The 13,714-nt window shown below is 71.5% G+C and carries 13 protein-coding genes; 2 read left to right on the top strand and 11 right to left on the bottom strand.

What is annotated here, in order from left to right:
- Window positions 1-72 precede the first annotated feature (72 nt).
- The 3 genes from SANBI_RS09375 to SANBI_RS09365 all read right to left on the bottom strand — a co-directional run bounded on the left by SANBI_RS09375 (window position 73) and on the right by SANBI_RS09365 (window position 4,114).
- Entirely contained in the window at window positions 73-1,068 is a 996-nt protein-coding gene (locus SANBI_RS09375; protein ID WP_319161112.1) for an ABC transporter substrate-binding protein, read from the bottom strand.
- A 405-nt stretch (window positions 1,069-1,473) separates the two neighbouring features.
- Entirely contained in the window at window positions 1,474-2,502 is a 1,029-nt protein-coding gene (locus SANBI_RS09370; protein ID WP_319161110.1) for a LacI family DNA-binding transcriptional regulator, read from the bottom strand.
- A gap of 91 nt (window positions 2,503-2,593) precedes the next feature.
- The gene (locus tag SANBI_RS09365; protein WP_319161108.1) at window positions 2,594-4,114 is read right to left on the bottom strand and encodes a sugar ABC transporter ATP-binding protein; all 1,521 of its coding nucleotides are present in this window, start codon (window positions 4,112-4,114) and stop codon (window positions 2,594-2,596) included.
- A gap of 381 nt (window positions 4,115-4,495) precedes the next feature.
- Here SANBI_RS09365 and SANBI_RS09360 point away from each other — a divergent pair, with 381 nt between their 5' ends.
- Complete coding sequence (locus SANBI_RS09360; RefSeq protein WP_319161106.1) at window positions 4,496-4,825, top strand: ArsR/SmtB family transcription factor; 330 nt, start codon at window positions 4,496-4,498, stop codon at window positions 4,823-4,825.
- A 126-nt stretch (window positions 4,826-4,951) separates the two neighbouring features.
- Window positions 4,952-5,464, top strand: coding sequence for an SRPBCC family protein (locus SANBI_RS09355; protein WP_319161104.1), 513 nt, complete (start codon window positions 4,952-4,954; stop codon window positions 5,462-5,464).
- 333 nt (window positions 5,465-5,797) lie between these two features.
- On the opposite strand, the gene SANBI_RS09350 is transcribed toward SANBI_RS09355, so the two are convergent.
- From SANBI_RS09350 to SANBI_RS09315, 8 genes are all read right to left on the bottom strand, one after another.
- Window positions 5,798-6,613, bottom strand: a complete 816-nt coding sequence (locus tag SANBI_RS09350; protein WP_319161102.1) for an ABC transporter ATP-binding protein — start codon at window positions 6,611-6,613, stop codon at window positions 5,798-5,800.
- Window positions 6,610-7,656: a FecCD family ABC transporter permease gene (locus SANBI_RS09345; RefSeq protein ID WP_319161238.1), complete on the bottom strand. Its 1,047-nt coding sequence runs from the start codon at window positions 7,654-7,656 to the stop codon at window positions 6,610-6,612. The genes SANBI_RS09350 and SANBI_RS09345 overlap by 4 nt, the downstream gene beginning before the upstream one ends.
- 74 nt (window positions 7,657-7,730) lie before the next feature.
- Window positions 7,731-8,819 (bottom strand): FecCD family ABC transporter permease, encoded by a 1,089-nt coding sequence (locus SANBI_RS09340; RefSeq protein WP_408669748.1) that lies wholly within the window; start codon window positions 8,817-8,819, stop codon window positions 7,731-7,733.
- Window positions 8,816-9,841, bottom strand: a complete 1,026-nt coding sequence (locus SANBI_RS09335) for an iron-siderophore ABC transporter substrate-binding protein (RefSeq protein WP_319161100.1) — start codon at window positions 9,839-9,841, stop codon at window positions 8,816-8,818. Before SANBI_RS09335 ends, SANBI_RS09340 begins: the two co-directional genes overlap by 4 nt.
- 385 nt (window positions 9,842-10,226) lie before the next feature.
- Window positions 10,227-11,057 carry an AraC family transcriptional regulator gene (locus tag SANBI_RS09330; RefSeq protein WP_319161097.1) on the bottom strand — a complete coding sequence of 277 codons (831 nt, stop codon included), beginning with the start codon at window positions 11,055-11,057 and terminating at the stop codon, window positions 10,227-10,229.
- A 127-nt stretch (window positions 11,058-11,184) separates the two neighbouring features.
- Window positions 11,185-11,583 carry a VOC family protein gene (locus SANBI_RS09325; protein ID WP_319161095.1) on the bottom strand — a complete coding sequence of 133 codons (399 nt, stop codon included), beginning with the start codon at window positions 11,581-11,583 and terminating at the stop codon, window positions 11,185-11,187.
- A 92-nt stretch (window positions 11,584-11,675) separates the two neighbouring features.
- On the bottom strand, window positions 11,676-13,304 hold the full coding sequence (locus tag SANBI_RS09320; RefSeq protein WP_319161092.1) for a SulP family inorganic anion transporter: 1,629 nt from the start codon (window positions 13,302-13,304) through the stop codon (window positions 11,676-11,678).
- The gene (locus tag SANBI_RS09315; RefSeq protein ID WP_056132948.1) at window positions 13,301-13,690 is read right to left on the bottom strand and encodes an ArsR/SmtB family transcription factor; all 390 of its coding nucleotides are present in this window, start codon (window positions 13,688-13,690) and stop codon (window positions 13,301-13,303) included. The genes SANBI_RS09320 and SANBI_RS09315 overlap by 4 nt, the downstream gene beginning before the upstream one ends.
- Window positions 13,691-13,714 lie beyond the last annotated feature (24 nt).

Genomic DNA, 13,714 nt, shown 5'->3' with positions numbered 1-13,714 from the left:
TGCCGCGCTGTGCAGCAGTGCCGCACCGGCACCACGACCCGAGGGCCTGGTGCCGGTGCGGCGTGCCTGCGGTCAGTACGCGCGGGTCGGGAGCGCCTCTTCGGCGGCCTCGGGGGAGTCGAAGGTCACCGAGTCGATGACGTACTCGGACTCGACGGACTCACCGGCGAGCAGCGAGTTGACGACCTCGACGGCGGTCTCGCCGAAGAGCGGGTTGTACTCGGCGACAAAGCTCAGCTGGCCGTCGACGAGGCCCTGGAGCGCGGCCTTGGTGCCGTCGATCGTGATGATCTTGACGTCTTCACCCGGGGTGAGGCCGGCGGCCTCGACGGCCTGCGCGGCGCCCAGGCCCATCTCGTCGTTCTGCGCGAACACGAGCTGGACGTCGTTGTTGTGCGACTTGAGCATGGTCTCGAAGACGCTCTTGGCCTGGTCGGTCGACCAGTTCGCGTCCTGGCTCTCGAGCTTGGTGAAGCCTGTGGCGTCGGCCATCGTGTCGTCCCAGCCCTTGTTGCGCTCGTTGACGACCGAGAGACCCGCGGGGCCCTCGAGGACGACGTAGCTGGCGCCCTCGGGGAAGGTCTCCTGGGCCCACTCGGCGGCCGAGACGCTGATCGAGTAGTTGTCCGGGCCGATGTGCGCCGCGTAGAGGTCGGTGTTGTCGGGCTCGATGCCGCGGTCGAGCAGCACCACGGGGATCTCGGCCTCCTGGGCCTTGAACAGCACGTCCTCCCAGCCTGTCGCCTCGGTCGCGGACAGCAGGATCACGTCGACCTCCTCGTCGATGAACGACGTGAAGGCGGTGATCTGGGAGTTCTGCGAGCCGTCGGAGGCCGGGGAGTACTTGAGGTCGAAGCCGTTCTCGGCGCTGAACGCCTCTTTGATGTTGTTCTCGTTCGCCGTGCGCCAGCCGCCCTCGGGGCCGACGGCCACGAAGCCGACGGTGACGACGTCGTCGCCCCCGCCGGACCCTCCTGCGGAGGAGTCGTCGTCGGACCCGCAGGCGGCGAGACCGAGAGTGAGGCCGGAGATGGCGAGGACTGCGAAGCCTGTGCGGAAGCTCTTCATGAGGGTGCGTCTCCTTCGACGGTCCAGACGGCGCGCTGCGGTGCGCGAACCCGTCCGGGCTCTGCATGGGGGACCGAGCGTCGGTGCGCGGTCCCGGTGGGGCTGGTGAGTCTGGGCTGCTGCTGGTCGAGGTGCTGAGCGGATGGCTCGGACGTGCCCTGCGTGCCGTGCGCTGCGTGGTCGTGCCCTGTGGGGCACGCACCTCGGGAGGTCGGTCCGGCGGAGTGGTGTGAGCGCTCACATCGAACGTCACGCCTGGTCCCGAGGGTGATCGGGGAGTGGGGTTGCCGGCCCTGCGATGTCTATTGTTAGCGCTCACGGCGATGAGGGCAAGACCCTCTGGTCACGTTCCGGTCACGAAATGTGAGCGCTCACAGTTTCGTTCCTCGGAGTGCCCCGGGCGGGTCAGGCGCGGCCGTGCCGAGGGCTCGCTGTCGACTGCCGGACGACCAGCTCAGGGGTCACGTGGTCGACCGCGGCCGAGCCGTCTGCCTCGATCGCGGCGAGCAGGCGCCGCACGAGCAGCGTGCCGAGCGCCTCGAAGTCTTGACGGACCGTGGTGAGCGGCGGTCTGTAGTGCGCAGCCTCCGGCAGGTCGTCGAAGCCCACGACGCTCATGTCGTCCGGGACGCTCAGACCCCTGTCGCCGAGAGCGTGCACGAGGCCCAGGGCCATCGAGTCATTCGAGGCGAAGACGGCAGTGCACGAGGCGTCGACGGCGAGGTCGAGCCCGTAGGCGTACCCGCTCCCCGGGCTCCAGTCGCCGTGGGCCAACCCTGTCGCGGGCAGCCCGGCGGCGGTCAGGGCCGACTGCCATCCCCGCACCCGTTCGAGGGAGTCGGGAGACGTCGCCGGGCCGGCCAGGTGGGCGATCGCCGTGTGGCCCAGGGAGATCAGGTGCTCGGTCGCGAGCCGGGCGCCCTCGTGCTGGTCGATCGCGACAGACTCGCCCGCCGCTGAGCGGGTCGCGTCGACGGTCACGACGGGGACAGCCGACTCGATCTCGTAGCTCGCACCGACCACAGCGCGGTCGGCTGCCACGAGCACGATCCCCTCGACGCTCTGGCGCACGAGGGACTCGATCGCCTGGCGGACCTCGGTCACGTCGGGGGCGAGCATCGAGATGGTCAGCACGGAGTATCGGGCCCGTCGGGCCGCCTCGTTGACGTGCAGTGCGATCGACGACGGCCCGTAGTCCACGCCCGCGGTGACCACGAGGCCCACGAGCCTGGACCGCTTGGTCACCAGGGCGCGGGCGGCGGGGGAGGGCGCGTAGCGCAGCTGGGTGATGGCCTGCTGGACCCTGTCGCGGGTGGACGCCCGGACGTTCGGCATGTCGTTGAGGACGCGTGAGACCGTCTGGTGCGAGACTCCGGCGAGCCGGGCGACGTCGAAGATCGTGGCCGAGCGCGTGGTCTTGTCCTTCTCGTTCAAGAGGTCCGTTCCGTCCGGCACCGGGTCGCGGTGCCATCGATCGTCGCCGGGCCAGCCATGGCGTCGCGCGGGCGCGTCCAGCCGGGTCCGGTCATCGAGGAGCCCTGTCGCCGTAGGCGATGAGCGCGAGCACAGAGTCCAGGGTAAGGCCATCGTTCGTCACGTCGGCGACCAGCACGCCGTCGCGCATCACGACGATCCTGTCGCTCATCCGCAGCCCTTCTTCGAGCTCGGCCGAGACGAAGACGACAGACATCCCGTTGTCGGCCAGGTCGGTGACGAGCTTCTGCAGCTCGACCTTGGCGCCGATGTCGATGCCACGGGTCGGCTCGTCGAGCACGAGCAGCCGGGGTGCCGTCGCGAGCCAGCGGGCGAGCAGCACCTTCTGCTGGTTGCCCCCGGAGAGCGTGCCGGCCCGCACGCTCGGGTCGGTCGGGCGGATGTCGAGGGACTCGACGTAGCTCGTGACGAGCTCCTCGCGGTGCTCGCGGGAGAGCGGCCTGTGCCACCCACGCTGCGCCTGGAGGGCCAGCACGATGTTGTCGGCCACGCTGAGGTCGTCGATGATCCCGTCGTGCCGGCGGTCTTCGGAGGAGTAGACCACCGCCGAGCGGATCGCGTCGCGGGGGCTGCGGAACTGGACAGGCACGCCGTAGACGTCGAGGGTCCCGGTGTCGGGGCGGTCGGTCCCCGTGAGCAGCCGCACCATCTCGGTGCGACCGGAGCCGAGGAGCCCGGCGACCCCGATCACCTCGCCCTCGCGGACGTCCAGGTCGAAGGGGGCGACGGCACCCATGCGCCCGAGCCCGCGGGCTCGGACGAGCGCCGGACCGTCGTCGACGTCGCGCGCCTCGACCTGCGCCGCGACCTGGGCAAGTGCTTTCGCCCCGGTGCCGACCATCTTGTGGACGAGGTCGACGCGGAGGATCTCCTGCGGCAGGTACTCCCCGACGAGGCGCCCGTCGCGCAGCACGGTAAGCCTGTCGGAGATCTCGTAGACCTGCTCCATGAAGTGCGAGACGAAGACGACGGCGATCCCCGCGTCGCGCAGACGGCGGACCGTCCTGAACAGGGTCGTCACCTCGCCGGGGTCCAGGCTCGACGTGGGTTCGTCGAGCACGACCACACGCGGGTGGACGGCTGTCGCGCGGGCGATCGCGACGAGCTGCTGGACCGCGAGGGGGAGGCTGCCCAGGCGCGCACGGGTGTCGAGGTCGACCTCGAGGGCCTCGAGGGCCGCGCGGGCGCTCGTGTGCATCGCGCGGGTGGACAGCAGGCCGAGCCGGCTGGGCTCCTGGCCGAGCATGATGTTCTCGCCGACCGACAGGTTGGGCAGCAGCTCGAGCTCTTGGTAGACCGTGCGGATGCCGAGCCGGATGGCGTCGGCCGGTCGGGTGATCTCGGCCGGTGCCCCGTCGACTGTCACCGAGCCGGAGTCTGCGGGCCGCACACCCGTGAGCACCTTGAGCAGCGTCGACTTTCCGGCACCGTTCTCGCCGAGGAGGGAGTGCACCTCGCCGGGGAACAGCCGCAGCGAGACGCTGTCGAGCGCGAGGGTCCCCGGGAACGCCACGGTGACGTCGCGCATCTCGACGATCGGTGCGGGTGTCATCTCGGGTCCCTTCTCGCCTCGGGGCGCCGTCGCACCGAACTGCTGTCGGTCCAGGGGGGTGGCCTGGCGTCGTCGCCGCGCGTCCGTCCGTGCGCAGACCTGGAGCGCGGAGGTGGTGGTCATCGTATACGGAGCGGTCACGAGGTCGACAGCCTGCGGCGCGGCCGGCGGGGCGGCTCTGGTCGGGCGTCAGGCTCGCTGTCGTAGGCGCTGCCATAGGCGCCGCTGCAGTCCCCGTCGCAGGCGCTGCCGACGACGGTGCCGCGGGCTGTCTCTGGTCCGGCGCGATCCCGGGGGCCGGTGGCCGGTGGCCGGGGGCCGACCACCTCGCGCGGACCAGCCTCTTGTGCATGACCCACGTCACGCGTAACGTACAACTTTATGGTTGTAGATCAGTGGAGCGACGCAGAGGTCGACAGGGTGTTCCAAGCCCTCGCCGACGCCACCCGTCGGGACATCATGACGCGGGTCGTCGAGCACGGGCGGTCGGTGTCGGTGCTCGCTCAGGACTACGACATGAGCTTCGCGGCCGTGCAGAAGCACGTCGCCGTGCTCGAGCGCGCGACGCTCGTGACCAAGCAGCGCAACGGACGGGAGCAGATCGTGCACGGGAACCTCGACGCGATCCGCCGGGCAGCACGCCTGCTCGAGGGCTACGAGCAGATCTGGCGCCTGCGCGCCGACAGGATCGACGACCTGCTCGCGGAGTAGGCCGAGGGAGCCCGCGTCGGACCAGACCCCGAGCAGTCTCCGCAAGCCCCGACCCGCGTCGGGAGAAGGACAGCCAGTCTCACCATCATCACCACCACCGCACGACGACCGAGAGAAGGACGCACCATGCCTGTCATCAGCAGTCACAAGGACCCGTCAGCGCTCACGCTGACCATCGTCTCGGAGCACGACGCGGACGTCGCGCGCGTGTGGCAGATCTGGGAAGACCCCCGCCAGCTCGAGCGCTGGTGGGGACCGCCCACCTGGCCTGCGACCTTCGACCAGCACGAGCTCGTGCCGGGCGGACGGTCGACGTACTACATGACAGGTCCCGAGGGCGAGAAGGCCGGCGGATGGTGGAAGATCCTCTCCGTCGACGCGCCGCGGACCTTCGAGTTCGAAGACGGGTTCGCCGACGACGGCCAGGGCGTGCCGACGACGGACACCACCCGCGCCGTCGTCACCCTCGAGGAAGCCGACCGAGGGGACGGCGCCGACGGTTCCGCCGGACGGACCCGCATGACCATCGTGACGACCTTCGCGAGCCTCGAGCACCTCGACGCGCTGATCGCCATGGGCATGGAAGAGGGCATGAGTCTCGCCATGGGCCAGATCGACGGGGTCCTCGCGGACAGCTGACCCCGGTCGATGGTGTGCCGCTGGGCTGTCCGTGGTCTGGAGGCAGATCCCGACCCGAGGTCGCTCAGAGGCCCCGCGACGTCTCACGCACCGGTTCGAGGTCGCTCGCGGTGCCCCGAGGTCGCACGCACCGGTTCGAGCTCGTACGCGGTGACCCGAGGTCGTGCAGACACGCCAAGATCGAAGCCTGTGCTCGTCGGTCCGGCGTGTCTGCACGACCTCGGCCTCCGCGGGACGACTTCGCGGTCAGCGGTGCAGCCTCGGCCTACGCTGCACGACCTCGGTCCTCGCAGGGCGACCTCGGTCCGCGGGGCGGCAGTCGACGAGGGGTGCTCAGCCCCGAGGCGTCACCGTCACGTGGTGCCGCCCGATCGGCAGCATGAGCGGCTTGCCCGACGTCGGGTCGACGATGACCTGGTTGTCGAGGCCGAAGACCGTCTTCACGGTGCTCTCGGTGAGCACCTCGGCGGGCGTCCCGGCGGCGTGGACGCGTCCGTCGGCGAGGGCGACGAGGTGGTCGGCGTAGCGCGCGGCGAGGTTGAGGTCGTGCAGGACCATGACGATCGTGGTGCCGCGGGCGTGGTTGAGGTCGGTGAGCAGGTCGAGCACCTCGACCTGGTGGCTGACGTCGAGGAAGGTCGTGGGCTCGTCGAGCAGCAGCACGTCGGTCTGCTGCGCCAGGGCCATCGCGATCCACACCCGCTGACGCTGTCCGCCCGAGAGCTCGTCGACGGGCCTGTCGGCCAGACCAGCCGTCTCGGTCGCGTCGAGGGCCTCGGCGACGGCCGCGTCGTCGGCGGCGCTCCAGCGCGAGAGCATGCCCTGGTGCGGGTGCCGTCCGCGCCCGACGAGGTCGGCGACGGTGATGCCCTCGGGGGCGACGGGGGACTGCGGCAGCAGACCGAGGGTGCGGGCCAGCTGCTTGGCCGGGGTCTTGTGCACCTGCTTGCCGTCGAGCAGCACCTGCCCGCCGCGCGGGCTGAGCAGCCTGGACATCGAGCGCAGCAGCGTGGACTTGCCGCAGGCGTTGGCCCCGACGATCGCTGTCACCTGGCCCGGTGGCACGAGGAGGTCGAGCCCGTCGATCACCGTGCGGTCGCCGTAGCCGAGGACGAGGTTCTCGGCGACGAGGGTGTGGGTGGTGGTCACAGTGAGCTCCCGGCGCGGTTCGTGCGGACGATGAGGTAGACGAGGTACGGCGCGCCGAGCACCCCGGTGACGACCCCCACGGGGAACCGCGTGCCGAGGGCGTACTGGCCGACGAGGTCGGCCACGAGCACGAGGAGCGCCCCGACGAGCCCGGCGGGGATCAGCAGCGACCCACCAGGCCCGACGAGCCGTGCGGCGATGGGGCCCGACAGGAACGCGACGAAGGCGATCGGTCCCGCGGCGGCTGTCGCGAAGGCGATGAGGCCCACGGCTGCGACGATGACCACCAGCCGGGTCCTGTCGACGCGGACGCCCAGCGCCGCCGCCGTGTCGTCGCCGAGCTGGGTGACCGAGAGGTTCCGCGACTGGCTCAGCAGCACCGGGGTGAGCGCGACGAGGGCGACGAGCACCGGTACGGCCTGCGCCCAGCCGGCACCGTTGAGGCTGCCGGTGAGCCAGCGCTGCGCGGCCTGCAGGTCCCACTCGGCCGCGCGGGACAGCACGTAGGCGGTCAGGCTGTCGAGCATCGCGGCGACACCGATCCCGATGAGGATCAGCCGGGTCCCGGCGACCCCGCCCTTGTAGGACAAGAGGTAGATGAGGATCGCGACCGCGAGCCCTGCGAGGATCGCGAAGATCGAGACCGCCCGGGTCCCGAGGGAGAGCGTGACGATCGCGAAGGCCGCTGCTGCGCTGGCCCCCGAGCTGATGCCGATGATGTCGGGGCTGGCGAGCGGGTTGCGGAGCATGGTCTGGAAGGTGACGCCGCCGAGCCCGAAGCACAGCCCGGCGAGCACGGCCAGGCTCGCCCGGGGCAGCCGCAGGCGCCCGACCGTGAAGCTCGCCCCGGCGACGTCGTCGCCGGCGACGACCCGCAGCACGTCGGACACCGGGTAGAAGGTCTTGCCGATCATCAGCGAGGCGAGGTAGACGACCACGACGAGCGCAGCGAGCACGAGCATGACGACGAGGCGCCGCCGGGCGCGACGCCTGCGTCCGCGGGCGACAGCCTCGCCGGTGGTCGCGGGAGCCTTCGTGAGGATCGACGGTGGGGTCTCTGGGGTCTCTCCCACAGGCGCGATGCTTCCCGGGGCGCCGTCGGTCGACCGGGTCGTGCTCACAGTGCGCGCACCTTCTGCCGGCGGACGATGTAGATGAAGAACGGAGCACCGACGAGCGCGGTGACGATCCCGACGTCGACCTCGCTGGGCCGGGTCGCGATGCGCCCAAGGACGTCTGCACCGGTGAGCAGCGCTGCTCCGACGAGGGCCGAGAAGGGCAGCAGCCACCGGTGGTCGACGCCGACCAGCAGGCGGCACGCGTGGGGTACGACGAGCCCGACGAAGCCGATCGGCCCGGTGACGGCTGTCGCGGCCCCGCAGAGCACGACGGCGCTGAGCGCCGCGACGCCGCGGGCGATCGCGACCCGCTCTCCGAGCCCGGCGGCGAGGTCGTCGCCGAGGGCGAGGGAGTTGAGGCTGCGGGCCGAGGCGAGCGCGAGGACGAAGCCCACGACGAGGAAGGGGGCGACCTGGCTGATGCTGTCGTAGGTGCCTCCGCCGACCCCGCCGATCTGCCAGGAGCGCACACCACCGGCGACGTCGTTGCGGCCCAGGACCACGGCGCTGACGAAGGAGGCGAGGGCGGCCGAGGTCGCGGCCCCGGCGAGGGCGAGCTTGAGCGGTGTGGCCCCGCCGCGCCCGAGCGAGCCGACGGTGTAGACGAACACTGCCGTGACGGCCGCGCCGCCGATCGCGAGCCAGACGTAGCTCGAGGCGGCGGTGAGCCCGAAGTAGGCCAGACCCGTCACGACCGCGAGGGAGGCCCCCATGTTGATGCCGAGGATCCCCGGGTCGGCGAGGGGGTTGCGGGTGACGCCCTGCATGAGCGCCCCGGAGACACCGAGGGCGGCCCCGGCGACGACGGCGAGCAGCGTGCGCGGGATGCGCTTGGCGACGGCAGCCCTGTCGAAGCCCTCGGTCGACCCGCCGAGGGCGGCGACAGCGTCAGACCAGCCCACCCCGCGCGAGCCGACCATGACGGAGGCGACCACGAGCAGGAGCAGGACGGCGAGGACGACGAGCAGCCAGAGGGCGCGGACACGCCTCGGGCGCCGCAGTGCTGCGGCGCCCGAGGCTGTCGGCCCGGCGGGCGTCGACGGCACGGTGGCCGCCGACGCTGCCGGGCTGGGGGGTGCTGGTGTCACTTGGCGTTGTCGGCCGCTGCGGCGAGCAGCTCGAGGTAGTCGTCGAGGATCCACGAGATCGACAGCGGGGTCGGGTTGGCCGCGGTGCCGAGCGGGCTCGTGCCGGGCAGGTTGACGATCGAGCCGTTGGCCACGGCCGGCACCTGGGACAGGATCGGGTCGGCCTCGAGGGCGGTGACGAGCTCGTCGCCGCCGTAGGTGACGATCACGTCGACGTCGGAGAAGGCGTCGGCCTGCTCGGCGCTCTGCGTGAGCGAGAAGACGTCGGTCGTGGCCGAGGCCGTCGCGATGCTCTCGGGTGTGGTCATCCCCATGTCCTCGAAGAACATGGCGCGGGTGTCGTGCGAGGTGTAGAAGCTGACCTGGCTGAGGTCGGTCGTGTCGACGTGCGTGAGGAACATCGCAGAGGTGCCCTCGAGCTGCGGGTAGGCCGCGACCTTGTCGGCGATCTCGGTCTCGAGGTCGGAGATCAGCTGCTCGCCCTCGTCGGCCATGCCGATGGCCTCGCTGTTGAGGGTGATCATGTCGCGCCACGAGGTGCCCCAGGCGGTCTCGGGGTAGGCGACGACGGGAGCGATCTCGGAGAGGGTGTCGTAGTCCTCCTGCGTGAGGCCCGAGTACGCGGCGAGGATGACGTCAGGGTCGGTGTCGGCGACGGCCTCGAAGTCGATGCCGTCGGTCTCGTCGAAGAGCACGGGCGTCTCGGCGCCGAGCTCGTCGAGCTTCTCGTCGACCCAGGGGAGCAGACCGTCGCCGTTGTCGTCGCCGAAGTTCGCGGCGGCCATGCCGACCGGGACGACACCGAGGGCGAGGGGGACCTCGTGGTTGGCCCAGTTGACTGTCGCGACGCGCTCCGGCTTGGTCTCGATCGTCGTGGTGCCCAGGGCGTGCTCGATCGTGATGGGCTCGAAGCCGGAGGCGCTCGTCGACTCAGCAGCGGGGGAGTCGGAGGAGCAGGCCGCGAGGCCGACGGTGAGCAGCGCCGCGGTCGAGAGCGCGAGCAGGCGGGGAGAGCGGGACATGGTGGCCTTCCGGTGGCTGTGCAGCACCCGGCGGTGAGCCGCAGGTGCATGCAGTCAGGAGCAGACAGGTGCTGGTCGACCAGGACCTGCCACCGCGGTCTGCCGTCGGCGCTCGGGCCGCCGCGCGGGGCGCGGGCCAGGCTGTCGACGGCGTCCGGGAGGGCGGCACCTGGTCGGGTGGAGCAGACCTCGAACCGCGTCGTCGACAGCGGGCTAAGGATTGCCTAACCGAAGATAGTGTGACCTGACCTGGAAGGCAATCGAGCAGTTGAGACGCCCGATTGCTCGATACGGACAGGAGCGGTGACGACTGTGGCAGCAGGGATGTCGACGGTGACGACGCCTGTGACGGTGGCACTGGAGACGCCAGGAGAGCGCCTCCGCATCACATCGAGCGGAACCGCCCCGGGCTGACCCCGGTGACCCTGCGGAACGCTGTCCCGAAGGCGCTCGCCGAGCCGTAGCCGACAGCTCGGGCGACGTCGTCGATCTCCTCGTCCCGCGCGAGCATCGCGATCGCGTGCTGGGCCCGCGCCGTCGCGACCCACTGGGAGAACCCGAGCCCGGTCTCGGCGACGAAGGTCCGTGTCACCGTCCGGCTGCTCACCCCCAGGCGCGCGGACCAGCCCGCCAGGGTCGTCTGGTCGGCGGGGTCGCCGCGCAGCACCTCGACCACGGGTGCGAGCAGGGGCGAGGTGGGGACCTGGAGGAGCAGCTGGGTCTGGGCCGGGGCGAGGACGTCGAGGACCATCGCCTCGGTCGTCGCCCGCGAGGCGTCGGAGAGGCCGTCCTCGCTCAGCCTGTCGAGCAGCAGGCTGAGCAGCGCGGTCACGTCGACGGCAACGGGGTCGGCCGAGATCGAGGGCACGGCGTGCGAGCTGAACTGCGCCGCGCGCTGCCAGGTGCCTGCTGGTGTCCATCCTGTGTGCCGCACCCCGGCCGGCACCCACAGCCCGACGCTGGGTGTGACGGTCCATGTCCGCGTGCCGACCGTCGCGGTCGAGGCCCCTCGCTCGTTCCACAGCAGCTCGTGGGTCGGGTGAGAGTGCTCGTCCCACCACGTGTCGCGGGTGATCACCTCTGCGGCGCCCTGGATGACGTACGGCACCTCGACGGACCCGGCGTCGTAGAGCGGGAGCTGCCGGCTCTCGCTCGCCCGGGCCCTGGCGTGGTGGCGCGGCCCGACCGTGCGGGGGCGGTGGTCCTGCGTCGTCATGGCCCACAGAGTACGTGGACACCGGGACAGGCCGGGGCTCGCAGTCCGCTGCCTCGACCGCACAGCGTCGCGTCCCATCGTCTCCGACGACGACGACGACGGCAGGCCGCCTCCATCGTCGAGCCTGCTACTTGTCCCGCGACGACAGCACGCAGAACTCGTTGCCGTCAGGGTCGGCGAGCACCTCCCAGGTGACCTCGGGTCCCTGCCCCACGTCGACCCGGGTCGCCCCGATCGACAGCAGCCGGGCGATCTCGGCGTCGCGGTCGTCGCTCGTGTGCGGGGCGAGGTCGAGGTGCAGCCGGTTCTTGCCGGACTTCGGGTGCTCGACCGGGACGAAGACGAGCCCGGGCGGCACCTGCTCGAAGGGCAGCCGACCACCGAGCTCGTCGGCCCACGGCGGCACGAGCGCGACCTCGTCGTCCGACTCGTAGGTCACGGTCCACCCCAGCGCCTCGGCCCACCAGGAGGCCAGCGCCCGGTGGTCGTGCGACTCGACCACGGTCGAGTACCAGCGCAGTGCCATGTCAGATCCCCTCGTCGACGGATGTCAGCCTCGGACCACCGTGGCACGAGCATGTGACAGCCGCCACCCGCGTCGGGGACCGCTGCACGTCCTCAGCCCTCAGGCTGCTCGACCACCACGTGGCTGCGCGCGTGGGCGACGGCAGCGTCGAGGTCGGTGTGCAGGTGGTCCGGGTGGCGGGAGGCTGTGACGTCGAGCCTCTCGAGCAGTGCTGCGTGCTCAGCACGGACTCCCTTGACGATCACCGTGGTCCCGTTGCGCTCGATCGTCTCGACGAGCCCTGCGAGAGCCCGCGCCCCTGTCGCGTCGAGCAGGCGCAGGTGCGACAGGCGCAGGACGACGACGTCGACCTGGCCGAGCTGCGTGATCTCGTCGACGAGGCGGTCCGACGCCCCGAAGAAGAGTGCGCCGTCCACGCGGACGAGGGCGATGCGCTCGTCCCCGGGCTGCGCCGGCCCCGGGAGGACCTCGCGGGTGACCGCGGCCGTCCTGCTGAGGTTGCGCAGGGCGAAGAAGGCGGCCGCGGCGAGCCCGACCAGGACGGCGACCACGAGGTCGACGGCGACCGTGACGACCGCCGTGACGACGAAGACCGCGGCGTCGGCGCGGGTCGAGGTGAGCACGGCTCGCACGACCGTCGGGCTGACCATCCGGGCCGCTGTCGCGAGCAGGACCCCGGCGAGCGCGGCGAGCGGGATGTGGCTGACGACCTGGGCGGCGAGGTACACGATCGCGAGCAGCGCGAGCGCGTGGACCACGGCTGCGGCCCGGGTGCGCGCGCCGGCGCGGACATTGACGGCGGTCCGGGCGATGGCGCCGGTCGCGGGCATCCCCCCGAACAGGCCCGAGGCCACCGAGGCAAGTCCCTGACCGACGAGCTCACGGTCGGCGTCGACCCGCGGTCCGCCCGACATGGTGGTGGCGACCCGGGCCGAGAGCAACGACTCGATCGCCGCGAGCGCGGCGACGGCCAGCGCGGGGCCGAGGAGCGCGACGGCGCCGGAGAGGTCGGGGAGCGTCGGGGCGGGCAGCGAGGACGGGATCGCGCCGATGGTCTGGACGTCAGCCCCCGTCCAGGTGCACAGAGCCGTCGCCGCGGCGATGGCCACGAAGGACGCGGGTACCCGGGGCGCGAGCCTGTGCAGAACGAGCATGAGGGTGATCACGCCGAGCGCCACGCCCACCGGGAGCAGGGCCGCGGGCCAGGCGGCGCCGGTCACGGCGTCTGCGGCAGCGACCGCAGCGTTGGTGCTGTGCGAGCCCCCGTGCGACCCGACGGCCGCCGGGACCTGCTGGAGCGCGATGATCACACCGATCCCGACGGTGAAGCCCTCGATCACGGGCCACGGGATGAACCCGACGGTGCGGCCCAGCTGGAAGACCCCGGCGAGGACGACGAGCACCCCCGCGACGACGCTCACCGCGGCGACAGCCCCGACCCCGTGGGTGGCCACGATCGGCGCGAGGACGACGACCATCGCCCCCGTCGGCCCCGACACCTGCACGGGCGAACCGCCGAAGACCGCAGCGACCAGCCCGGCCACGATGGCCGTGACGAGCCCCGCCTGCGCGCCGACGCCCGAGCTCGCCCCGAAGGCGAGGGCGAGCGGGAGGGCGACCACGCCGACCGTGATGCCGGCGAGCAGGTCTGCCCTCCAGGAGGTCCGCAGGTCGCGGTAGTCGTCCAGGCTCGGCAGCAGACGCCGGAACGAGGCCCTCACGGTCGCACGTCGGGTGCAGGTGCTGCTGCCGCCGCGGCGATCTCGTCGGCGAGGGGGATGTTCGACGTCGACGTGTCCAGCACCTTGCGCAGCAGGACCCGGGCGACGGCGAGCAGCTCGGCGACCTCGCCGAACTCGAGCCTGTAGTAGACGATGCTCGCGCGACGTTCCGAGGTGACCAGGTGGTACCGGCGCAGGACCGAGAGGTGCTGGGAGAGGTGCGAGGCCTGCAGCCCGGTCTGCTCGAGCATCTGCGCGACCGAGACCTCGTCGGCCGACGCCAGGATCTCCAGGACGCGGATGCGCAACGGGTGGGCCAGGCCCTTGAAGAGGTTCGCCTTGATCTCGTAGACCGGACGGTGCGCATCCCCGATTCCTGAATTCATGGATCCATCATATCGACAGGTCCT

Origin of the sequence: Sanguibacter biliveldensis (assembly GCF_033798665.1) — a bacterium.
Classification (GTDB): domain Bacteria; phylum Actinomycetota; class Actinomycetes; order Actinomycetales; family Cellulomonadaceae; genus Sanguibacter; species Sanguibacter inulinus.
Note: the sequence above shows the minus strand (reverse complement) of the source record. Positions and strands in the feature narration are given on the sequence as shown.